Genomic DNA, 22,193 nt, shown 5'->3' with positions numbered 1-22,193 from the left:
AGGGATGATGTGGCAGGGGATGTGAGCCTTTGACTGCGATGGACCGCGACACCGACCGCTACCGCCTGCTGACCCGCCGCGCCGCCGTGCTGGGCGGGCTGAAGCTCGCCGGTCTGTCCGCCCTGGTCGGGCGGCTCTACTACCTGCAGGTGGTGGAATCCGCGCGCTACGTCATGCTGGCGGAGGAGAACCGCATCAGCCTGCGGCTGGTCGCCCCGTCGCGCGGCACCATCGTCGACCGGTTCGGCGCGCCGCTGGCGGTGAACCAGCAGAACTACCGCGTCGTCGTGGTGTCGGAGCGCACGCGCAACATCCAGGACACGCTGGACAAGATCTCCAAGATCGTCCCGCTGACCGACGGCGACCGCCGCCGCGTGATGCGCGAGCTGCACCGCAAGCGCCGTTTCGTGCCGGTCACCGTGCGCGAGAACCTGACCTGGGAGCAGGTCGCCACCATCGAGATGAACACCCCGGACCTGCCCGGCGTCGCCATCGAGGTCGGCGAAATCCGCCATTACCCGGAGGCCGAGGCGACTGCCCATATCCTGGGCTATGTCGGCGCCGTGTCGGAGGCGGAGCTGAACGGCGATCCCGTGCTGTCGCTGCCGGGCTTCCGCATCGGCAAGGCCGGGATGGAGAAGTATCACGAGAAGGCGCTGCGCGGCACGGCGGGCACCAGCCAGCTCGAGGTCAACGCGGTCGGGCGGGTCATCCGCGAGCTGTCGCGCGACGAGGGGCAGCCGGGCCGCGAGGTCCAGTTGACCATCGACATCGGGTTGCAGAAATTCGTGCAGCAGCGGCTGTCGCAGGAGGTCAGCGCCTCCTGCGTGGTGATGGACGTGCACACCGGCGGAATCTACGCCCTGTGCTCCCACCCCAGCTACGACCCCAACCAGTTCACCATGGGCATCAGCGCCGAACTGTGGGAGGAATTGCTGTCCAATCAGGCGACCCCGCTGAACAACAAGGCGGTGGCTGGGCAATACCCGCCGGGGTCGACCTTCAAGCCGGTGGTGGCCCTGGCGGCGTTGGAATCCGGCCTGATCAGCCGCAACCACACGGTCTTCTGTCCCGGCCACATGGACCTCGGCGACCACCGCTTCCACTGCTGGAAGAAGGGCGGGCACGGCACCGTGGACGTGGTCGGCGCGCTGCGCCATTCCTGCGACGTGTGGTTCTACGACGTGTCGCGGCGCATCGGCATCGACCGCATCGCCGAGATGGCCCACCGCTTCGACATGGGGCAGCTGACCGGGCTGGACCTGCCGCACGAGCGGCCGGGCCTGATCCCCTCCATCGACTGGAAGAAGGGCGCGCTCGGCAAGCCCTGGGCGCAGGGCGAGACGCTGATCGCGGCGATCGGGCAGGGCTACGTGCTGTCCACGCCGATGCAACTCGTCGCCATGACCGCGCGGCTGGCCAATGGCGGCTTCGCGGTGAAGCCCCATCTGACCAAGCAGATTAAGGCGATGTCCGGCGAGCAGACGAGTTGGCCGCCGATCGGGGTGAAGAAGGAGAATCTCGACCTCGTCCTGCGCGGCCTCTACGAGGTGACCAACGCGCCGAACGGCACCGCCTACAAGTCGCGCATCACCGAACCCGGCTATGAGATGGCCGGCAAGACCGGCTCCGCCCAGGTCCGTCGCATCACCATGGCGGAGCGCAGCACCGGCGTGAAGAAGAACGAGGATCTGCCCTGGCGGGAGCGCGACCACGCGCTGTTCATCTCCTACGCGCCAGTCAGTTCCCCGCGCTACGCCTGCGCGGTGTTCGTGGAGCATGGCGGCGGCGGCTCCACTGCGGCGGCTCCGATCGCGCGCGACATCCTGCTGGAATGCCAGAAACGCGATCCGGGCCGCGCCGCCGTGGCGGAAAGCGCCCCGCCGCCCCCGCCGCCGGGCGGCACCCGGGGCTGAGGGGCATTGGAGGCGCCCGGCCGATCAGGCCGCGCGCACTTCGGACAGGAACTGATCCACCTCGCGCTTCAGGCTCGACGCGCGTTCGGCCAGCTGGTCGGCTGCGGTCTTCACGCTGTGGGTGGCTGCGCTGGTTTCCGACTCCGCCTGCTGGATGCCGGCGACGTTGCTAGAAACCTCCGCGGTGCCGTTGGCGGCCTGCTGGGCGTTGCGGCTGATCTCGCCGGTCGCCGCGCTCTGCTGCTCGACGGAAGCGGCCATCTCCGCGGTGGAGCGGTCGATGTCCTCGACCTGGGTGATGATGGCGCGCATCGCCTCCACCGTCCGGCCGGAGGCGCTCTTCACCGCGGCGATCTGGTTGCCGATCTGCTCCGTCATCGCGTGGGTCTGGTTGGCGAGGTTCTTCACCTCGCTCGCCACCACGGCGAAGCCCTTGCCGGCTTCCCCGGCGCGGGCCGCCTCGATGGTCGCGTTCAGCGCCAGCAGGTTGGTCTGGGAGGCGACGGCGTTGATCGAGGCGACGATCTGGTCCACCTGCTCGATGGCGGCGGACAGGGAATCGAGCTGGGTCTGGGCCAGATTGGCCCCCTCGGCCGCGGCCTTGGAACGGGCGGCGGCGCGGGTCACGCGCTCTGCCAGTTCGTGGATCGAGGCGGACATCTCCTCCGACGCCGCAGCGACGGTCTGCACGTTGGCGCTGGCCTCCTCCGACGCGCCGGCCACGGCGCCGCACTGGGCGCCGACTTCCTCGACCGCCGAGGAGAGCTGCGCCGCGGTGGCCTGAAGTTCGGTCGCGGCGCCGCCGACATCGTTCACGATGACCCCCACCTGCGACTCGAAGCGGCTGGCCAGCGCGAGCATCGCCGCGCGCTTCTCCGCCTGGGAACGGGCCGCCACCTCCTTGGCTTCGCGTTCCATCTCCTGGTTGCGGATCAGGTTGCGCTTGAACACCTCGGCGGTTTCTGCGATCTCCCCGACCTCGTCCCTGCGGTCCGTGCCATAGACGACGGTGTCCAGCTTGCTGTCGGCCAATCCGCGCAGACAGGCGACAATGGCCTTCACCGGCCGGACGATGCCGAACTGGGACACCATCCAACCGAGCAGCAGGCCGGCCAAGATGCCGACGGCGGCGGCGATGGTGAGTTGGGTCGACCGCGTTTCCGCGAGGTCGGTCGCGTTTTTGGACAGCTGCGACGCCTTGTCGTCGGTGTAGGTCGTGTAGGCGACGGTCAGATCCTGGAGCGTCCGCGCGGCGGCGGCGCTGGCCTCCACCGAGGCGAGGATGTCGCGCTGATCCCGGGTCAGATCGCCGCCCCCCTTGATCCGGCGGGCGACTGCGATCGTGTCTTCGAGTTCCTTTTGGTAGAGCACGAGCGAACTCTCGAAGGAGGCCAACAGGCGACCCTGTTCCGCGTCGCTTGTTCCCTTGACCTTGGCCAGAAGCCCGTCCATGGCCTCACGGGTCTTGCCGATGGATTGCATGACCTGAGGCAGATCGCTGGGATTGGCGGCCAGTCGATACTCGTCTCGGCTGAGTTCGACGACCATCCGGTTGATGCGCGCGCCGAGCTTCATCTCCTCGCCGGCCAACTGGAGTTCGTCGGAAGCGCGGCTCAACGCTCCCAGGCCGGCGATCGACGTGGCGGTGATGCCCGCGCAGATGGCGGCTAGCAGAACGATGATGGATAAAATTTTGGTGGAGATCTTCAGATTACCAAGCTGCATGGCAAAGCCCACCCTAAGAGCCCGGAGGGAACGCGCGGGCTGGGACCGGCAAGAGGCGCCGGGATGAACGGCATTCTCCTGAAGTTCCTGGTAGGGGGCTTTGATATTGATCAAATCGCAAGGCTAAAGGAGTAATCCGGCTCTTTGTCCCACCGACGAGCCAGGAACCGCCGGCTGCCGAACCCTGTTCCAGAGGCGCAGAAAATGCGGGTGGACTAAAATGGCAGGCGATCTGACCAACTGGCTGGTTGATGTTTTGCACACCATGGACTACGCGGGTATTTTCCTACTCCTGGTCCTGGCGCGGGTTTTCCCGCCGGTTCCGGCGGAATCGGTTATTCCATTGGCCGGCATCGCGTCGGCCCAGGGTGAATACAATCTTTTCGCCGTCGCGTTGGCTGGCGGGCTGGGGTCGCTGACCGGGCAGCTCGTCTGGTTTCTGCCGAGCCGCCTGCTGGGGCGCGACCGGCTGGAAGCCTTTTTGAAGCGCTACGGCCATTGGCTGACGATCCACCCCAAGAAGGTCAGGCGAAGCACGGAGTGGTTCGGAAAGCATGGCGGCATTGCCGTCTTTCTGACCCAGCCGGTGCCGGGGGTGCGGACGCTGATCTCGATCCCGGCGGGGGCCTGCCGGATGTCGATCCCGCTCTATTGCCTCTATTCCGGGGCCGGATCGATCCTGTGGACGCTGCTGCTCGCCTGGACCGGTTACATGCTGTCCCGCTGGCCCTTCGCGCACAGCTTGGTGGGGTATGTCACCGTTGGGCTGCTGGTGGTCCTGGTCGGGCTGTACCTGTACCGGCTGGTCAGCCATTTCCACGGCATCCGCCGCGCCCAGAAATCCTCGGGCGGCGACCCGCCGGTGGCGGGCGCCTCGCTCAGCCCTTGAGGCCTTACCCCATGGCCCAGCCGGCCATCCCGGTAACCGCCATGCCGAGCGCCCAGACGCCGAAGGCCGCCAGCGCCACCCCCGTGCAATGGTTCAGCCGGGTCAGCCCGCGGTCGGAAATGCGGTGGCGCACGGCGGCGACGCCCATGGACAAGGTGAGCCACCACAGCGAGGCGCCGATGAAGACACCGGCCACCAGCGTGGTGGCGTCCACCCGCCCCAGATTGCCGCCCAGCCCAAAGCCGGCGAAGATGGCGATGAAGGCCATGATGGTCGCCGGGTTGGTCAGGGTCAGCGACAGGCCGGTCATGAAGCCGCCGAGGAAGGACGGGGTGTCGGGCGCGCTGGCGGCCTCGCGCTCTTCGTCCTCCGGCTTCTGGCGGAAGGTGCGGATGGCGACGACGATGAGGAAGATGCCGCCGACGAGCTGGAAGGCGATCTCATGCCCCTGAAGGAAGTCCAGGGCGGCGGACACGCCGAAGGCGGCGATGGCGCCGTAGATGGTGTCGGCCACGGCAGCGCCGAAGCCGGTGAAGAAGCCCATCAACGGCCCATGCTGGAGCGTGCGCCGGATGCAGAGCAGGCCGATCGGACCGACGGGGGCGGCGATGGCGATTCCAAGGACGATGCCCTGCAGCAGCACCACCAGACCATGCACGCCGATCACCTCGTCCAATCTGCGATTCCCCTCCTCCGGGCCCACCTCCGGGCAATGGCGGGCGTGATAGCGGCCCACCGCTCTTCCGTCAACCAGCGTCGCGGGGGGAGGTCCCATACGGGCTGTGACCTGCGGCGGCAATCCCCCGTCATGTGCCCCCTGTCGCGGGATGGGAGGAGCGGCTATCCTGGCCGCCACGACCCGGCGAGCGGGCGCACCGGAACGGGGAAGCGGAACGATGACGATGACGCGCATTCTGACCATCCTGGCCCTGTCGCTGACGGCGGCGACCGTTCCCGCCGCGGGCTCCGCCCTGGCGGCGGACGAGTTCATGCCGGCGGTGGTGTTCGACCAGGGCGGCAAGTTCGACAAGTCCTTCAACGAGGCCGCCTACAACGGGGCGGAGCGCTTCAAGAAGGAGACCGGGATCGTCTACCGCGAGTTCGAGGTCACCAGCGAGGGCCAGCGCGAGCAGGCGCTGCGCAACATGGCGCGGCGCGGCGCCACCGTCATCACGGCGGTCGGCTTCTCCCAGTCCGCCGCCGTGGACAAGGTGTCGCGGGAGTATCCCAACACCAAGTTCTGCCTGATCGACGACAAGCTGGACCTGCCCAACGTGCAGTCGGTGACCTTCAAGGAGCATGAGGGCTCCTTCCTCGTCGGCATGCTGGCGGCGCTGGCCTCGCAGAGCGGGAAGGTCGGCTTCGTCGGGGGCATGGACATCCCGCTGATCCGCAACTTCCTGACCGGCTACGAGCAGGGGTTTCGCCATGTGAAGGCGGACGGGGAGGTCTTCACCAACATGACCGGTTCCACCCCCGCCGCCTGGAACGACCCCACCCGCGGGGCGGAGCTGGCCAAGAGCCAGTTCGGGCGCGGCGCCGACGTGGTCTTCGCGGCGGCCGGCGCGACCGGGCTGGGCGTGCTCCAGGCGGCGGCGGACGCCGGCAAGCTGGGCGTCGGGGTGGACAGCAACCAGAACTGGATTCATCCGGGCAAGATCCTGACCTCGATGGTCAAGCGGGTCGACGTGACCGTCTACGACTGCATGAAGTCGGCCAAGGACGGCAGCTGGACGGCGGGCCACCGCGTCGTCGGGCTGAAGGAGGAGGGCGTGGGCTACGCGCTCGACGAGAACAACCGCAAGCTCGTCACGGCGGAGATGGAGACGGCCGTCGAGGACGCCAAGCGCAAGATCATCGCGGGCGAGCTGGTGGTGAAGCCGTATCAGCCGTGAGCTGAGTTTCTGCGTCGCCGACCATTGGCCCCACCCTGACCCTCTCCCGCCCAGCGGGGGAGGGAGGGGACCCGCGAAGCGGGGAGGGTGGGGGCAAGAACCTTTCGATGAAGACAACCCCCATGCCCCAACACCCTCCCGCCCTGGAAACCCGCGGCGTCAACAAGTGGTTCGGCGCCAATCATGCCAACCGCGACGTGTCGCTGGCTGTGCCGAAGGGCACCATCCACGGCGTGATCGGCGAGAACGGCGCCGGCAAATCGACGATCATGAGCATCGTCTACGGCTATCAGCCCGCCGATGGCGGCTCGATCCTGGTGGACGGCCGTCCGGTCGCGGTGCGCAGCCCGCGCGACGCCCTGGCCGTCGGGATCGGCATGGTCCACCAGCATTTCATGCTCGTCGATCCCTTCACGGTGCTGGAGAATGTCCTTCTGGGAGCGGAGGGCGGCGTCACCCTGGCCGCCGGGATGGCGCGGGCGCGGGCGGAACTGATCCGGCTGGCCCGCGACTACGGGCTGGAGGTGGACCTCGATCGCCCGGTCGGCGAGTTGCCGGTCGGGGCGCAACAGCGGGTGGAGATCCTGAAGGCGCTCTACCGCGGCGCCGACATCCTGATCCTCGACGAACCGACCGGCGTCCTCACGCCACAGGAGACCGACCACCTCTTCCGCATCCTCCGCGCGCTGCGGGAGCAAGGCAAAACGGTCGTCATCATCACCCACAAGCTGCGCGAGATCATGGAGCTGACCGACAACGTCACGGTCATGCGCCGCGGGCAGGTGGTGGCGAACGTCGCCACCGCGCGGACCAGCCGCGAGCAACTGGCGGAACTGATGGTCGGGCGCAAGGTCCTGCTGCGGGTGGAGAAGGCGCCGGCCACGCCCGGCCCGGCGGTGCTGGAGGTTGCCGGCCTGCGCGTGCGCGACGGCGCCGGGGTGGAGCGGGTGAAGGGCGTCGGCCTGACCGTGCACGCCGGGGAGATCGTCGGCATCGCCGGTGTCTCCGGCAACGGCCAGTCCGAACTGCTGGAGGCGCTGGCCGGAATGCGCCCGTTGGCCGGCGGCTCCGTCCGCCTGCGCGGGGAGGAGCTGACCGCCACGCCCGACCGCTTCACCGCGCGGGGGTTGCGCGCGCTCGGTGTCGGCCATGTGCCGGAGGATCGGCAGCGGGTCGGCCTCGTCACCGGCTTCGAGGCGCAGGAGTGCGCGATTCTCGGCCATCATGGCGATCCGGCCTTCAACGGGCGGCTCCTGATGGACCGCCGCGCCCTGTTCGACCGCTGCGCCGCCGAGATGGACGCCTACGACGTGCGCCCGCGCGACCCGCGCCTGCCCGCCGCCAACTTCTCCGGCGGCAACCAGCAGAAGATCGTGCTGGCCCGCGAGATGGAGCGGAACCCCGACCTGCTCTTGGTCGGCCAGCCCACCCGCGGCGTGGACATCGGCGCCATCGAGTTCATCCACCGCCGTCTGGTGGCGCTGCGCGACCAGGGCAAGGCGATTCTCCTGGTGTCGGTGGAATTGGACGAGATCCGTGCCCTGTCCGACCGCATCCTGGTCATGTTCGACGGCCGTCTGGTGGGCGAGGTCGCCCCGGACGAGGCGGACGAGCGGCGCCTCGGTCTGATGATGGCCGGGGTGGCGGAGGCTGCGTAAGGCATTCCCCGAACGCTCTCGCTTGCGCTGGCCCCGTGCGCGGGGCACTTTCCTGTGGGCGAGGACGTTCGAGCCGTCCGGCTTGTGAACGGAAATCACCACGGATGGAGCCGGGATGGCGCAGGACGCGGCGCAGGGGGTGACGGGCCGGGGCTTCGGCCGGCCGGGCGAGGTGCCCGGCTGGGTCGGCTTCGCGCTTCTGCCGCTGCTGAACCTGCTCGCCGCCCTCGTCCTGTCCGGGCTGGTCATCCTGGTGATCGGCGAGAATCCGCTGGACGTGCTGGCGCTGCTGGTGACCGAGGCGGTCGGCTATCCCGAGGCCATCGGCTACACCCTCTATTACACGACCAGCTACATCTTCACCGGGCTGGCGGTCGCCATCGCCTTCCATTGCGGGCTGTTCAACATCGGCGGGGAAGGGCAGGCCTATCTCGGCGGGCTGGGGGCCGGGCTGGTCGGGCTGGCGCTGACCGGCTGGCCCTGGCCGGTGGCGGCGCTGGGCGCGGTGGCCCTGTCGGCGCTGTTCGGGGCGGTCTGGGGGGCGGTTCCCGGCTGGCTCCAGGCCCGGCGCGGCAGCCACATCGTCATCACGACGATCATGTTCAACTTCATCGCCGCCGCGATCATGACCTATCTGCTGGTGGACGTGCTGATCCGTCCCGGATCGCAGTCGCCGGAAACGCGGGAGTTCGATCCCGGCGTCTGGCTGCCGACCATGGACCGGGCGCTCGGCTGGTTCGGCGTCGCCATCCCGGCCTCGCCGCTGAACCTGTCCTTCCTGTGGGCGCTGGCCTGCTGCGCGCTGTTTTACCTGTTCCTGTGGCGGACCCGCTGGGGCTACGAGATCCGCACGGTCGGGCGGAACGAGCGGGCGGCGGTCTATGCCGGTATCTCCCCGGCGCGGAACATCATCCTCGCCATGGCGATCTCCGGGGCGCTTGCCGGCTTCGTCGGGGTGAACGAGATCATGGGGGTGCAGCACCGCATCCTGCTGAACTTCACCGGCGGGGTGGGCTTCGTCGGCATCGCCGTGGCGCTGATGGGGCGCAACCATCCGGTGGGGATCGTCCTGGCAGCGCTGCTGTTCGGCGTGCTGGCGCAGGGGGGCGGGCAGGTGTCCTTCGAATACCCCACCGTGAACCGGGAGCTGGTGATGGTCATCCAGGGCCTCGTCATCCTGTTCGCCGGGGCGCTGGAGAACCTGTTCAAGCCGCGGGTCGAGGCGCTGTTCCGCCGCCGCGCCGGGGGGACGGCGCATGGGTGACGCCCTGCACGTCGCGCTGCTGCTGGCCGACGCCACCGTCCGCGTGGCGACCCCGCTGGTTCTGGCCGCCTTCGCGGCGCTCTACAGCGAGCGCGCGGGGGTGGTGGACATCGGGCTGGAGGGCAAGATGCTGGCCGGCGCCTTCTTCGCCGCCGCCGTCGCGTCCTCCACCGGCAACCCGTGGCTGGGCTTGGGCGCCGCCGTCGCGGCCTCGGTGGCGCTGGCGCTGGTCCATGGCTTCGCCTGCATCACCCACAAGGGCAACCAGGTGGTGTCGGGCATGGCGATCAACATTCTGGTCGCCGGGCTGGCGCCGACCCTGGCCTACGCCTGGTTCCGCCAGGGCGGCCAGACCCCGCTGCTGCCGGGAGAGGCGCGGTTGCCGCAGATCCATCTGCCGGGTGTGGAGGCGCTGTCCGGGATTCCGCTCCTCGGACCCGTCTACCGGGAACTGATCGACGACGCCAACGTGCTGATCTGGCTGACCGTCCTGCTGGTGGTGGCGACTCACTGGGTGTTCACCCGCTCGCGCTTCGGGTTGCGGCTGCGCGCGGTGGGGGAGAACCCCTCGGCGGTCGACACGGCGGGCCTGTCGGTCACGCGGCTGCGCTATCAGGCGGTGATCATCACCGGGGTGCTGACCGGCATCGCCGGCGCCTATCTGTCCACCGCCCACGGTGCCGGCTTCGTGCGCGACATGACGGCGGGCAAGGGCTATCTGGCGCTGGCCGCGCTGATCTTCGGAAAGTGGCGACCCTGGCCGACGCTGTTCGCCTGTCTGCTGTTCGCCTTCACCGACGCCGTGCAGGTCCGCCTGCAGGGCGTGCCGCTGCCGGTGGTGGGGGTGATCCCGGTGCAGTTCATCCAGATGCTGCCCTATGTGCTGACCGTGCTTCTGCTCGCCGGCTTCGTCGGCCGGGCGGTGGCGCCCAGGGCCAGCGGCGTCCCCTATGTGAAGGAACGGTGATGAGCGGCCCGCAAGACGCCACGGTTGTCGACTCTCTGATCGCCGCCGCCCGCGACGCGATGGCGCAGGCCTACGCGCCCTATTCGCGTTTTTCCGTGGGTGCGGCCATCCTGGGCGACTCCGGGCGCATCCACGCCGGGGCGAATGTGGAGAACGCCGCCTACCCGCAGGGCCAGTGCGCCGAGGCTTCGGCCATCGGGGCGATGATCCTGGCCGGGGACCGCGGCATCCGGGCGATCGTCGTGATGGGCGGCCAGACCGGCGACGGCCGGCTGTGCACGCCTTGCGGCGGGTGCCGCCAGCGCCTGCGCGAGTTCGCCCGACCCGACACGCCGATTCATGTCTGTGGACCGGAAGGGCTTCGCCAAACGTTTCGGTTGGAGGAACTGCTGCCGCACTCCTTCGGCCCCGACAATCTCGACTTCTGAGGGGAACAGACCGCCATGACCGCCGCACGCGCCGCCGCGGAAATCCTGCACCGGGTCCCCGGCTTCCGCCCGCGGGTGGGGGTCGTGCTCGGCTCCGGTCTGGGCGGGGTCGCCGACCGGATCGAGGGGGCGACCGCCATGCCCTACGGCGATCTGCCCGGCTTCCCGCGGCCCAGCGTGGAGGGGCACATGGGCCGGCTGGTGCTGGGCCATCTCGGCGGCCAGCCCGTCGCCTGCATGCAGGGCCGCGTCCACGCCTATGAGGGCAACGGCTTCGACGCGCTGAAGACGGCGATCCGCGCGCTGAAGCTGGCCGGCTGCGACACGCTGGTGCTGACCTGCGCCGCCGGCTCGCTGCGGGTGGAGGTCGGGCCGGGGCGGCTGATGGCGATTTCCGACCATATCAACATGCTGGGCGCCAACCCGCTGACCGGTCCCAACGAGGACAGCTTCGGCCCGCGCTTCCCCAGCATGACCGACGCCTGGGACCCCGCCTTGCGCGCGCTGATGCGGCGCCGGGCGCTGGAGTTGAACATCGATCTGGTCGAGGGCGTGTACGCCGCCTATCCCGGCCCCTCCTTCGAGACGCCGGCGGAGGTTCGGATGTTGAAGGTCCTGGGGGCGGACGCGGTCGGCATGTCCACGGTGCCCGAATGCATCGTCGCGCGGCATTGCGGCCTTCGGGTCGTGGGCTGCGCGGTCATCACCAACCTGGGCGTGGGACTCGGCGACGGGCCGGTGGACCATGACCAGACCCTGCGCGCCGCCTCGGCCGCCGCCTCCGACCTGGAGCGGTTGCTGACCGGCTTTCTCGACGGGCTGAACGTAGACGAAGGACGCCGGTCATGAAACTTCCCGCCGATCTGCAACGGGCACTCGACACTACGACCACCGCCAAGGCCGACGCCAAGGGGGCCGGGCGGGCCATCGGTCTGCTCGACCTGACCAGTCTGAACGACGACGACACCGACCAGACGGTGGAGGCGCTGTGCAAGCGCGCCGTCACCCCCGCCGGGAAGGTCGCCGCGGTGTGCGTCTGGCCGCGCTTCGTCAAGACGGCGCGCAAGGCGCTGAAGGGTAGCGGCGTGAAGATCGCCACCGTCGTCAACTTCCCCTCAGGGGAGGCCGACGCGGCGGTGGTGGCGGCGGAGGCCAAGGCGGCCATCAAGGACGGCGCGACCGAGATCGACGTGGTGCTTCCCTACCGCGCCTTCATCGACGGCGCCCGCACCCAGCCGATGAACGTGATCCGCGCCTGCCGCGAGGCCTGCGGGACCGACGTGACGATGAAGGTGATCCTGGAGTCCGGCTGCTTCCCCGATCCGGAACTGCTGGCCTGGGCCGCCCGCGACGCCATCGCCGCCGGGGCGGATTTCCTGAAGACCTCCACCGGCAAGGTGCAGCCCGCGGCGACGCTGGAGGCGGCGGCGCTGCTGCTGCACGTCATCCACGAATCGGGCAAGCCGGTGGGCTTCAAGGCGGCGGGCGGCATCCGCGACGCCGACGGGGCGGCGGCCTATCTGGCGCTCGCCACCGCGATCCAGGGCAAGGGCTGGGCCAAGCCGGACACGTTCCGCTTCGGCGCGTCGGGGCTGCTGGACTCGCTGCTTGCCACCGCCGGCCATGGTGGCGGCAAGGGCGATGGCAAGGGAGGCGGGGCGGTTGCCCAGCCGGCCGCCGCCGGTTATTGATCCGGGGGACAGCTCGACCATAGGACGGACGCACGGATGCTTCCCCAGGAACTGATTCGCAAGAAGCGCGACGGCGCACGCCTGGACGCGGCGGAGATCGGCGCCTTCGTGCGCGGCATCACGGACGGCTCGGTCACCGAAGGACAGGCGGCGGCCTTCGCCATGGCCGTCTTCTTCCGCGGCATGACGCTGGAGGAGCGGGTGGCCCTGACGCTGGCCATGCGGGATTCCGGGGCGGTGATGCGCTGGGACCATCTCGACCTGCCGGGACCGGTGGTCGACAAGCATTCGACCGGCGGCGTCGGCGACAAGGTCAGCCTGATCCTCGCCCCGGCGCTGGCCGCCTGCGGCGGATTCGTGCCGATGGTGTCGGGGCGCGGGCTGGGCCACACCGGCGGCACGCTGGACAAGTTCGAGAGCATTCCCGGCTACCGCGCCAAGCCAGACCGGGCGACGCTGGAGCGGGTGGTGAAGGAGGTCGGCTGCGCGGTGATCGGGGCCACCGACGACATCGCCCCCGCCGACCGCCGGCTCTACGCCATCCGCGACGTGACGGCGACGGTGGAAACCATCGACCTGCTGACCTCCTCGATCCTGTCGAAGAAGCTGGCGGCGGGGCTGGATGCGCTGGTCATGGACGTGAAGTTCGGCTCCGGCGCGTTCCTGCCCGACATCGCCAAGGCGCGGGAACTGGCCGACAGCCTCGTCACCGTGGCCGAGGGCGCCGGGCTGCCCACCGTCGCCCTGCTGACCGACATGAACGAGGTGCTGGGCCTGACCGCCGGCAATGCGCTGGAGATGCGGGAGTGCATCGACATCCTGCGCGGCGGCACGGCCGACTCCCGGCTCTACGAGGTCACCGCGGCCCAGGCCGCCGAGCTGCTGGTGCTGGCCGGGCTGGTCCCCGACGCCGCCGGCGGCCGCGCCCGGTTCGACCAGGCGATGGCGAGCGGGCAGGCGGCCGAGCGCTTCGCCCGCATGGTCCACGCGCTGGGCGGCCCGGCGGACCTGCTGGACGCGCCGGACCGCCATCTGGACGCCGCTCCCGTCGTCCAGCAGGTCTTCGCCGAGCGGGCGGGCGTGGTGGCGGCCATCGACGTGCGGGCGGTCGGCATCGCCGTGGTGGCCCTGGGCGGCGGGCGGACCAAGACGACCGATCCCATCGACTTCGCCGTCGGGCTGGCGGACGTCGCCGGGCTGGGCGCTTCGGTGGGGCCGGCGGAGCGCCCCCTCGCCGTCGTCCACGCCCGCAGCGTGGCGCAGGCGGAGGACGCTGCGGCGCTGCTCCGCCGCGCCTTCACCGTGACCGACACCGCCCCGCCGGCCGGGCCGCTGATCGCCGACCGCATCCGGCTGTAAAAGGCGGCTTTACGCGGCGCGGCACTGGTCCTCGGCTTGCCGCGCCCGCACCGGCCCGACCAGAGCCTCCGCGGCGAGGCGGCCCGAAATGACGCAGGCCTCCACCCCCGGACCGGGAAAGACCCCGCCGCCCGCCAGCAGCAGGCCGGGCAGCGGCGACTTGGCGGGAAGCGCCGGATCGGTGCCGTAGATCGCTCCGTCCGTCGTGTGGGCGTAGCGGGCAAAGGTGGCGGCGCTGGCCTCCTGCCGGTGCAGGATGTGGCGCTCCAGATCCGGGATCAGGCCCGCCGCCGCGGCGATCATGGCGTCGCCTTCCCGTGCCTTGCAGGCGCGGTAATCGGGGGCGGAGCGGTCCCAGGTGCCGCCCGCCGGGTCCAGCCGCATCAGCGTCAGCGAGGCGCAGCCCGGCGGCGCCAGGGTGGCATCGTGGGCGGAGGGAAGGGCCAGTGCCATCCCTGCATCCCTCAGAAAAGTCATGGCGGGCAGCTCGGGACGGAAGTCCAGCGCCAGCGTGACCAGGAAGGCGGAGGTCGAGGGGCATAGCGCGCGATATTGGTCCGCGCGACCGGCGGGCAGATGCTCTTCCCCCACCAGTTCCAGCAGGGTCCGCCGGGCGTCGGCGTTGGAAATCACCGCGGCGGCGGCGATGCGCTCCCCGTCCATGGTTTCCACCCCGGCGGCCCGGCCGTCATCGACCAGGATGCGGCGGACGGAGGTGCGCAGCCGGACCTCGCCGCCCTTCGCATGGATCGCCTCGACCAGAGCGTCGGCAAGCCGCTGCGATCCGCCCTCCGGATAGGCGCCGCCGTCGAAAAAGTAGCCGAAGATCGGCGCCATCTGGGTGGCGCCCAGCCGCTCCGGCCGGTCGGACAGGTAGCCGGTCAGGCTGGACAGCAGGGCGCGGGCTCCGGGGTCGGGCACGTAATGCTCCAGCATCTCCAAGAAGCCGCGGTCCTGCCAGCGGAAGGCCTGCGGGCACTCCAGCGGATAGGCGCGCATCGCCGCGACGCTGCGCGGGATGTGGGGAAGGCCGGTCTCGGCGCAGCCGCGGTAGAGGTCGCGGTAAACCCCGCGCATCTCCTCCAGAAAGGCGGCGGCCCCGGCGGCGCTGCCGGGATGCTCCCGCGCGATCAGAGCGGCCAGCCCCGCGGCGTCGCCGGGCAACGGCTGAAGGGCACCGTTCCGGACGATGCCGCGGCTCACCGGCTGCCAGCGCACGCGGTCCGCCACGCCGACCGTGCGCAGCAGATGCCCGACCGGGCCATCCGGATGGGTGCCGCTGACGTCGTGCACCCCGGCGTCGAAGGTGAAACGCCCCACCGTCCCGTCACGCAGCCGCACCCTGCGGTCCCAGGAGGAGCAAAAGCCGCCCGGACGGTCGTGCGCCTCCAGAACGGTGACGCGGACTCCGGCCTCCGCCAGCAGGGCCGCCGCGGTCAGCCCGCCGATGCCGGCGCCCACGACGACAACGCCGTCCTTTTGTCCAAGGACGGCGGGCGCCGGCCAGCGGTGAGGCTCTCGCTCGGCCAGCCGGCGGGCGACGGCCCGGTTGACCAGCCAGTCCGGCAATCGGCGATTCCCCAGCAGGCCGGCCAGGGCGGCGAGGGCGGAGGTGACGATGCCGACCTCCGTCGCCACGGCGAAGCCGGCGGCGCCGGCCAGGAAGACCAATCCCCACAGCGCGGTGATCGCCTTGTTGACGGCGACGAACTGCGGCAGGTGCCACAGGCCGGGTGGTGTCGTCTCGCGGGCGTAGGGCAGGGTGAAGGGACGGCCCAGCGCGATCGAGGCGAAGGCCATGCCGGCCAGCGCGAGATGGACGGTCACCCCCATGCTCTCCAGCGGTCCGATGAGGAGCAGCAGGGCGAAGAAGACGGCGGCCACCAGTTCCGGCGCCTTCAGCGAACCGCCCCGCCAGTCATGCGCACAGAGCGTCAGGCTGAGCAGCAGCGCCGCCAGCGCGGCCGCCGAATGGCCCGCCGGCTGGAGAAGTCCGAAGGCGATCCAGGGCGAGAAGCCGACGAGGATGCGGATCGAAGGGGGTATCGGTTTCGGCAGGAGCATGGCAGACCTTTGCGGTGATGGGGATGTCCGCAAGACTGTCCAAGGCACCGGACGGGGCCAGCGCCGATCCGTGAAAGGCCGGGTTCGCTTCGCCAAACGCCGGACCATCGATTGACGAAGCGTGAAACGTGGGCGTTCCACCGGGTGCCGCCGCGCGGGCCAGATCTGCGGTTGCGGCACTGGGCAGGGTCCGGGTTGCTCAGATACTGTGCAATCATGACCCAAGCCGCCGCTCTGCCCGCCGCCGAACACAACGATGACACCCGCCGCGCCATCGGCTGCTTCCTGCTGGCCATCTTCCTGTTCGCGGGCATGGACACGCTCATCAAATATCTGAGCGGCGGCTATCCGGTGGCGCAGCTCATGTTCGCGCGCTCGCTTGTGGCGCTGGTCCTGGTCGGCGGCATTTCGCTGGCGCGCGGCGGCTGGGGCGGGATGCGCACGCGGCGGCCCTTCGCCCACGTCTTCCGCTCGCTGGCCGGGCTGCTGTCGATGGGCTGCTTCTTCTACGCCTTCAAGCATCTGCCGCTGGCCGAGGTCTATGTGCTGAGCTTCGCCGGGCCGCTGTTCATCACGGCGCTGTCCATGCCGCTGCTCGGCGAGCCGGTGGGCTGGCGGCGCTGGGCGGCGGTGCTGGTCGGCTTTGGCGGGGTGGTGGTGATGGCCCGCCCGGAGGCTGACGCGCCGCTCCTGCCGATTTTCGTCGGCGTGGCCGCGGCCTTCTTCTACGCGCTGGCGATGATCGCGGTGCGCGGCCTGTCGCGGACGGAGAGCAACACGGCCATCGTCGTCTATCTGCTGCTGACCACCACGGTGGTGAGCGGTGTGGCGGCGATCCCCGACTGGGTGCAGCCGGGCGGGTTCGACCTGGGACTGATGCTTCTGGTCGGCACGCTGGGCGGGGCGGCGCAGGTGCTGATGACCCAGGCCTTCCGCCTGGGCCGCGCCGCGGTGGTGGCGCCCTTCGAGTACACGGGGATGATCTGGGCGACCCTGCTCGGCTTCCTGGTCTTCGGCGACGTGCCGACCCCCACCGTGCTGGCCGGGGCGGGGATCATCATCGCCAGCGGGCTCTACATCCTGTACCGGGAAACGCTGCGCCGCGGCGGCTGACGGGGTGCCGTTCAGGCGGCGACGGGGATCGCCAGGCCGCTATCCATGAAGGGCGGGGCTTCCGTCAGCGCGATGATCCGGCTGCGCTCCAGCACGCGGCGGATTCGCGGCGGATGCTTCTCGAAAGCGATGGCGCCTCTGCGGTCGAGCACCGCGTTGCGGAGCGCCAGCAGAATGCCGATGCCGCAGGAATCGAGGAAGTCCACCCGTCCCAGATCGACGCGCACGGTCAGCGCCGGGGCGTCCGCGACACGGCGGAGCAGGGGCGTCAAGCCGGACAGGGCGGCGTGGTCGATCCGTCCCGACAGGACGGCGCGCAGCCCGCATCCGCCCTGCGCGGTGGCGAAGGGGTGAAGGGTGACGGTGCTGTGCGACGGGATGGGCCGCATGCTTCGTGACGACTTTCCGGTTGGGGCCACGGTCCGGGGCGGGCCGGGGGCGGCGGAAGGAACCACGGGAAGCACGACTTTCCGGTGTCTGTTGCGTTGCGAAATTGTGAAAACGCGCCGGGCCGCCGCTTGACAGCCGGGCGCGGGGCTCACACTGTGCACACGAACGGCTGGGGTGCCTGCCGCAAGGCGGGCTGAGACCACACCCATCGAACCTGATCTGGGTCATGCCAGCGAAGGGAGCCAAGCGTTCGAGGCTGTGCCGCCGCTACACCCCTGGCCTCCTCGTCCTCGCGCGGTTCTTCGCCGGGCAGGAGGAGACACATTCATGCGGCGCTTCCTTTCCATCCTCTCGGCAACGGCCTTTTCGGCGGTTTTCTCGGCGACGCTCCTGCCGGGCGTGGCGCGGGCGGGCGAGGCCTCGGTCCCCGTTCTGGTGCCGCTGACCGGCTTCCTGTCGCTGGAGGGGACGAGCCAGCGCAACGGCGCCGTCCTGGCGCTGAAGGACGCACCCGCGGATGTCGCGGTGCGCTCGGAAGTGATCGACACCGGCACCTCGCCGGAGGCCGCCGTCACGGCGCTGGAGCGCGCGGCGGGCGGCACGGTCACGGCGGTGGCGGCCAGCATGCTGGGCACGCAGATGCTGGCGATGCTGCCGCTGGCCCAGGATTACGGCATTCCGCTGGTCACCGTGTCGGGCACGGCGAGCATCACCGAGCAGGGCAACCCCTGGGTCTTCCGCTTCTTCCCCGGCGACGCCGTGACCAAGGAGGCCCACGCCCGCTACGTGACGGAGGAATTGGGGAAGAAGCGCCCGGCGGTGATCTACCAGACGACCGCCTACGGGCAGAGCGGCAAGGCTCATCTGGAGCAGGCCTTCAAGACGTTGGGCGTCGAGCCGGTGTTCGAGGAGGGGGTGGACCCTGCCGCCAAGGATCTGCTGCCCGTTCTGACCAAGGCGCTGGCGGCCAAGCCCGACGTGCTGGTGCTGCATCTGCATTCCGGCCCGACCGCCCTGTTCATCCGGCAGGCGGCTGCCAACGGGGTGGCGGTGCCCATCGTCGCCGGGTCGGCCATGCACCAGCCGAGCACGGCGGCGCTGCTGGAACCGGCCGAGCTGAAGGGCGTCTGCGCCGAGACGGCGGCCTCGCCGATCTCCGGCGGCAGCCCGGAGGTGGAGGCCTTCACCGCCGCCTACCGCGCCGCCTTCAACGCGGAGCCGGACGCCTTCGCGCTCGGCCAGTATGACGGCATCCGCATGGTGCTGGCGGCGGTGCAGGCCGGCGCGGGGAACGCGGAGGCGGTGCGCAAGGCCCTGTCCGCCGGGACCCATCAGGGCCTCGCCATGACCTACCGCTCGGACGGCAAGGGCAACATGGCGCACTCCGCCGTGATCGTCTGCTACGACGGCGCTTCGCGCGTGCCGGCGATTGCCAAACGGTACGACAATGTGACCGGCGTGGTGAGGTGAGGGGGTCTTGATCACCCTGCAACTTCTCGTCAACGGCTTGGCCCTGGGTGCGGCCTATGCGCTGGTCGCGCTGGGCTTCGTGCTGGTGCTGAACGCCACCGCGGCGGTGAATTTCGCGCAGGGCGACCTCGTGATGGCCGGCGGGCTGCTCGGCGTGGCGCTGGCGCCGCATCTGCCGGGGTATCTGCCGCTGCCCGGATTGCTCCTGCTGCCGGTGGTTCTGGTGCTGATGGCCGGGCTGGGGCTGCTGCTGGCGGCGGCGGCCTATCTGCCGCTGCGCCGCCGCCCGCCGGTGGCGGTCTTCATCAGCACCATCGCGGCGGGCATCATCCTGCAGAACGGCGCCTCCGTCCTGTTCGGTCCGGAGCCGCGGGCGGCACCGCCGCTGCTGGGCGGAGGGACGCTCGACCTCGGCGGGCTGGTGGTGGCGGAGCAGTCGCTGGCCATCATCGCCGTCGCGGCGCTGCTGATCGCCGGGCAGCAATGGCTGTTCGGGCGGACCCAGCTCGGCCGCCGCCTGCGCGCCACGGCGCAGGACCCGGAGATGGCGCGGGCCTGCGGCGTGCCGGTGACGGCGATGATCCTGATCACCTTCGCGCTGGGCACCGCCTTCGCCGGGGCGGCGGGGCTGCTGCTCGCCAACCGTTACTTCGTCACGCCGACGGCGGGCGGCGACCTGATCCTGAAAGCCTACATCGCCGTGACCATCGGCGGCTGGGGTTCCGTCCCCGGCGCGGTGGCCGGCGCGCTGCTGATCGCGCTGTTCGAGGTGGGGGTCTCGTCGGTGCTGTCCTATCCGGTGGCGCTGGGGCTGCTCTACGCGACGCTGCTGGTCATTCTGGTTGCCCGCCCGCAGGGGCTGTTCGGCGAGGCGGCGCGGCGCCGTGCGTAGGATCGTGCACAAGGTGTGGGCGCTGGCCCCCACCCTGACCCTCCCCCGCTGGGCGGGGGAGGGAATGATGCTTGCGGTGCTGGTGGCGTACGCGCTGCTGTACGCATCGCCCTACGGGCTGCGCGTGCTGACCGTGGCGGGGGTGTACGCGCTGGCCGCCATCGGTTTCCAGATCGTGTTCGGGCTGGGCGGGGCGCTGTCGCTGGCCCATGGCGCCTTCTTCGGGCTGGGGGCCTACGCCACCGGCATCCTGGGCAGCCAGTGGGGGTGGGGCTTCGCGGCGACCTTCCCGGTGTCGTTGCTGGTGCCGCTGCTGCTGGCCCTGCTGGTCGGGCTGCCGGTGCTTCGGCTGGAATCCCATTACTTCGCGTTGGCGACTCTGGGCATCGCGCAGGTCGTCCATCTGCTGGCGGTCAACAGCCCCGCCCTGACCGGGGGAGCCAACGGTTTGCCGGGCGTGCCGGGCATCATGCTGTTCGGCTGGGCGGTGCCGCGCGGGCTGCCGCTGGCGGCGGTGGTCTGGGGCTTCGTGGCGCTGGGCGGTCTGCTGGCCTGGAGGCTGGCGCGCGGGCGTTGGGGACGGGCGCTGACGCTGGTGCGCGACGACCCGCTGGCCGCCGGCACTCTGGGTCTGGACGTCGGCGGGCTGCGGCTGGCCGCCTTCACGCTGAGCGCCGTCTATGCCGGGGCGGCGGGAGCGCTGGCGGTGCACACCCAGCGCGTCGTCTCGCCAGAGGTGCTGGAGTTCCCCGTCATGGTTTCCGTCCTGACCATCGCCGTGGTCGGCGGGCGGGGGCGGGTGGCCGGGGCGATCCTGGGGGCGGTGCTGCTGCTCCACCTGCCAGAGTGGTTCCGTTTCCTGGAGCGCAGCTATCTGATCGTCTACGGCGTGGCGCTGCTCGCCACCATCGTGCTGGCGCCGCACGGGTTGACCGGCCTGCTCGACCGACTGTTCCCGGCTCGCCCGGCGCCGTTGCCCAAGCCCGCTGCACCACCGGAGACGGCCAACCCGACGGGTCCCCTGCTGCGGGTCGAAGGGTTGACCAAGGGCTTCGGCGGGGTGCGGGCGGTGGATGGCGTGTCGCTGACGCTGGAGGCCGGGACCATCACCGGTCTGATCGGCCCCAACGGCTCCGGCAAGACGACGCTGGTCAACCTGATCTCCGGCCTGGAGATGCCGGACGGTGGGCGGGTGCTGATGGGGGGGACGGATCTCGCTGGACAGCGACCCGATCGCATCGCCCGCACCGGGATCGCCCGCACCTTCCAGGCGGTCAGCCTGCCGGAGGGCGCCAGCGTCCTCGCGGCGGTGGCGGCGGCGCGGCTGGAGCGCGACGGCTCGATCGCCCAGGCCGAGGCCCACGCCCTGTGGGCGCTGGAGCGGCTGGGCGCGGCGGACCTCGCCGCCAAGCCCTGCGCCGGCCTGCCCGCGGCACTGCGCCGCCGGGTGGAACTGGCTCGCGCGCTGGCCCGCCAGCCCGCCGTCCTGCTGCTCGACGAGCCGGCGGCGGGGCTAACCGACGGGGAGAAGGCGGAACTGGCCGGACACCTGCGCGCCATCGCCGCCACCGGCACCGCGATTCTGGTGGTGGAGCACGACATGGGCTTCCTGCTGCCGCTCGCCGGCCATGTGCTGTGCCTGGACCAGGGGCGCCCGCTCTACGCCGGCCCGCCGGAGGGGGTGCGCAGCGATCCCGCCGTGGTCGCCGCCTATCTGGGGGAGGGGGCATGATGGGAAACCCCCTGTTGCGTGTGGAGGGCCTGACCGCCGGCTATGGCGGGGCGGTGGCGGTGGACCGTCTGTCGCTGTCCGTGGCGGCGGGGGAGGCGGTGGCTCTGCTGGGCGCCAACGGGGCGGGCAAGTCGACGCTGCTCAAGGCCATCCTCGGACTCGTCCCGGCGACGGGCGGGCGGGTCCGGCTGGCGGGCGAGGAGATCGGCGCCCTCGCTCCGGAACGGCGGGTGCGCCGCGGCCTGGGTTATGTGCCGGAGGGCCGGCGCGTCTTTCCCGGCATGAGCGTGCGCGACAATCTGGAGGTGGCGAGCCGGCTGGGCTGGGCCGAGCGCGCCCGTGACCTGGAGCGTGTCTTCGCCCTGTTCCCGGCGCTGGAGGGCAAGGCGGAGGAGCGGGCGTGGCGCCTGTCCGGCGGGCAGCAGCAGATGCTGGCGGTGGGCCGCGCGCTGATGGGCCGCCCGCGGGTCCTGCTGCTCGACGAGCCCTCACTCGGCCTGTCGCCCAAGCTGGCCGGGGAGGTGTTCGCCGCCGTCCGTGCCATCGCCGCCGCCGGAACGGCGGTGCTGGTCGCCGAGCAGAGCGCCGCGCGAGCGCTGTCCGCCGCCGGGCGCGTCGTGCTGCTGCGCCTCGGCCGGGCGGTCCATGACGGGCCGGTGGAAACCCTCCCCGCGGACGCGCTGCGTGACGCCTTTCTGGGCGGGTGATCCCGTCGCGGAGGGTGCGCCGGACGCAATTCG

Annotated in this window: 19 protein-coding genes and 1 riboswitch; of the genes, 15 read left to right on the top strand and 4 right to left on the bottom strand. The window is 70.8% G+C overall.

The window, feature by feature from the left end; all coding sequences use genetic code 11:
- Nucleotides 1-38 precede the first annotated feature (38 nt).
- On the top strand, nt 39-1,916 hold the full coding sequence (gene mrdA, locus JJL56_RS14520; RefSeq protein ID WP_145625875.1) for a penicillin-binding protein 2: 1,878 nt from the start codon (nt 39-41) through the stop codon (nt 1,914-1,916).
- A 24-nt stretch (nt 1,917-1,940) separates the two neighbouring features.
- Here the strand turns inward: mrdA and JJL56_RS14515 are convergent, their stop codons facing one another.
- Nucleotides 1,941-3,641: a methyl-accepting chemotaxis protein gene (locus JJL56_RS14515; RefSeq protein WP_145625645.1), complete on the bottom strand. Its 1,701-nt coding sequence runs from the start codon at nt 3,639-3,641 to the stop codon at nt 1,941-1,943.
- A 220-nt stretch (nt 3,642-3,861) separates the two neighbouring features.
- On the opposite strand from JJL56_RS14515, the gene JJL56_RS14510 reads away from it, so the two are divergent.
- Nucleotides 3,862-4,530, top strand: coding sequence for a DedA family protein (locus JJL56_RS14510; protein WP_145625646.1), 669 nt, complete (start codon nt 3,862-3,864; stop codon nt 4,528-4,530).
- A 4-nt stretch (nt 4,531-4,534) separates the two neighbouring features.
- On the opposite strand, the gene JJL56_RS14505 is transcribed toward JJL56_RS14510, so the two are convergent.
- Nucleotides 4,535-5,197: a LysE family translocator gene (locus JJL56_RS14505; RefSeq protein ID WP_247889427.1), complete on the bottom strand. Its 663-nt coding sequence runs from the start codon at nt 5,195-5,197 to the stop codon at nt 4,535-4,537.
- 229 nt (nt 5,198-5,426) lie between these two features.
- On the opposite strand from JJL56_RS14505, the gene JJL56_RS14500 reads away from it, so the two are divergent.
- The 8 genes from JJL56_RS14500 to deoA all read left to right on the top strand — a co-directional run bounded on the left by JJL56_RS14500 (nt 5,427) and on the right by deoA (nt 13,792).
- Nucleotides 5,427-6,425 (top strand): BMP family lipoprotein, encoded by a 999-nt coding sequence (locus JJL56_RS14500; protein ID WP_145625648.1) that lies wholly within the window; start codon nt 5,427-5,429, stop codon nt 6,423-6,425.
- Nucleotides 6,426-6,547: 122 nt separating this feature from the next.
- The gene (locus tag JJL56_RS14495) at nt 6,548-8,083 is read left to right on the top strand and encodes an ABC transporter ATP-binding protein (protein ID WP_145625649.1); all 1,536 of its coding nucleotides are present in this window, start codon (nt 6,548-6,550) and stop codon (nt 8,081-8,083) included.
- Between the two features lie 115 nt (nt 8,084-8,198).
- Nucleotides 8,199-9,347, top strand: coding sequence for an ABC transporter permease (locus tag JJL56_RS14490; RefSeq protein ID WP_145625650.1), 1,149 nt, complete (start codon nt 8,199-8,201; stop codon nt 9,345-9,347).
- The gene (locus tag JJL56_RS14485) at nt 9,340-10,314 is read left to right on the top strand and encodes an ABC transporter permease (RefSeq protein WP_145625651.1); all 975 of its coding nucleotides are present in this window, start codon (nt 9,340-9,342) and stop codon (nt 10,312-10,314) included. The genes JJL56_RS14490 and JJL56_RS14485 overlap by 8 nt, the downstream gene beginning before the upstream one ends.
- The gene (cdd, locus tag JJL56_RS14480; RefSeq protein ID WP_145625652.1) at nt 10,314-10,742 is read left to right on the top strand and encodes a cytidine deaminase; all 429 of its coding nucleotides are present in this window, start codon (nt 10,314-10,316) and stop codon (nt 10,740-10,742) included. Before JJL56_RS14485 ends, cdd begins: the two co-directional genes overlap by 1 nt.
- 15 nt (nt 10,743-10,757) lie before the next feature.
- Complete coding sequence (locus JJL56_RS14475) at nt 10,758-11,591, top strand: purine-nucleoside phosphorylase (RefSeq protein ID WP_200485486.1); 834 nt, start codon at nt 10,758-10,760, stop codon at nt 11,589-11,591.
- On the top strand, nt 11,588-12,433 hold the full coding sequence (deoC, locus tag JJL56_RS14470; RefSeq protein WP_145625654.1) for a deoxyribose-phosphate aldolase: 846 nt from the start codon (nt 11,588-11,590) through the stop codon (nt 12,431-12,433). Before JJL56_RS14475 ends, deoC begins: the two co-directional genes overlap by 4 nt.
- Nucleotides 12,434-12,469: 36 nt before the next feature.
- On the top strand, nt 12,470-13,792 hold the full coding sequence (gene deoA / locus JJL56_RS14465) for a thymidine phosphorylase (RefSeq protein WP_200485485.1): 1,323 nt from the start codon (nt 12,470-12,472) through the stop codon (nt 13,790-13,792).
- A 9-nt stretch (nt 13,793-13,801) separates the two neighbouring features.
- On the opposite strand, the gene JJL56_RS14460 is transcribed toward deoA, so the two are convergent.
- Nucleotides 13,802-15,856 (bottom strand): phytoene desaturase family protein, encoded by a 2,055-nt coding sequence (locus JJL56_RS14460; protein WP_200485484.1) that lies wholly within the window; start codon nt 15,854-15,856, stop codon nt 13,802-13,804.
- A 216-nt stretch (nt 15,857-16,072) separates the two neighbouring features.
- On the opposite strand from JJL56_RS14460, the gene JJL56_RS14455 reads away from it, so the two are divergent.
- Nucleotides 16,073-16,969, top strand: a complete 897-nt coding sequence (locus tag JJL56_RS14455) for a DMT family transporter (RefSeq protein ID WP_145625657.1) — start codon at nt 16,073-16,075, stop codon at nt 16,967-16,969.
- 11 nt (nt 16,970-16,980) lie between these two features.
- On the opposite strand, the gene JJL56_RS14450 is transcribed toward JJL56_RS14455, so the two are convergent.
- Nucleotides 16,981-17,358, bottom strand: a complete 378-nt coding sequence (locus JJL56_RS14450; RefSeq protein WP_200485483.1) for an STAS domain-containing protein — start codon at nt 17,356-17,358, stop codon at nt 16,981-16,983.
- A gap of 161 nt (nt 17,359-17,519) precedes the next feature.
- Nucleotides 17,520-17,617: riboswitch (TPP riboswitch) on the top strand.
- A 69-nt stretch (nt 17,618-17,686) separates the two neighbouring features.
- On the opposite strand from JJL56_RS14450, the gene JJL56_RS14445 reads away from it, so the two are divergent.
- The 4 genes from JJL56_RS14445 to JJL56_RS14430 are packed head-to-tail and all read left to right on the top strand — an operon-like array spanning nt 17,687 to nt 22,160.
- A complete protein-coding gene (locus JJL56_RS14445; protein ID WP_200485482.1) occupies nt 17,687-18,829 on the top strand; it encodes an ABC transporter substrate-binding protein in 1,143 nt (380 codons plus the stop codon).
- A 7-nt stretch (nt 18,830-18,836) separates the two neighbouring features.
- A complete protein-coding gene (locus JJL56_RS14440; RefSeq protein WP_094304366.1) occupies nt 18,837-19,721 on the top strand; it encodes a branched-chain amino acid ABC transporter permease in 885 nt (294 codons plus the stop codon).
- Nucleotides 19,714-21,453 carry a branched-chain amino acid ABC transporter ATP-binding protein/permease gene (locus JJL56_RS14435; protein WP_345772579.1) on the top strand — a complete coding sequence of 580 codons (1,740 nt, stop codon included), beginning with the start codon at nt 19,714-19,716 and terminating at the stop codon, nt 21,451-21,453. The genes JJL56_RS14440 and JJL56_RS14435 overlap by 8 nt, the downstream gene beginning before the upstream one ends.
- The gene (locus JJL56_RS14430; protein WP_247889414.1) at nt 21,450-22,160 is read left to right on the top strand and encodes an ABC transporter ATP-binding protein; all 711 of its coding nucleotides are present in this window, start codon (nt 21,450-21,452) and stop codon (nt 22,158-22,160) included. Before JJL56_RS14435 ends, JJL56_RS14430 begins: the two co-directional genes overlap by 4 nt.
- The last annotated feature ends 33 nt before the right edge of the window (nt 22,161-22,193 follow it).

The sequence above is a fragment of the Azospirillum aestuarii genome, assembly GCF_016632405.1.
In the GTDB taxonomy this organism is placed as follows: domain Bacteria; phylum Pseudomonadota; class Alphaproteobacteria; order Azospirillales; family Azospirillaceae; genus Azospirillum; species Azospirillum aestuarii.
This window is presented reverse-complemented; position numbering and strand designations above follow the sequence as displayed.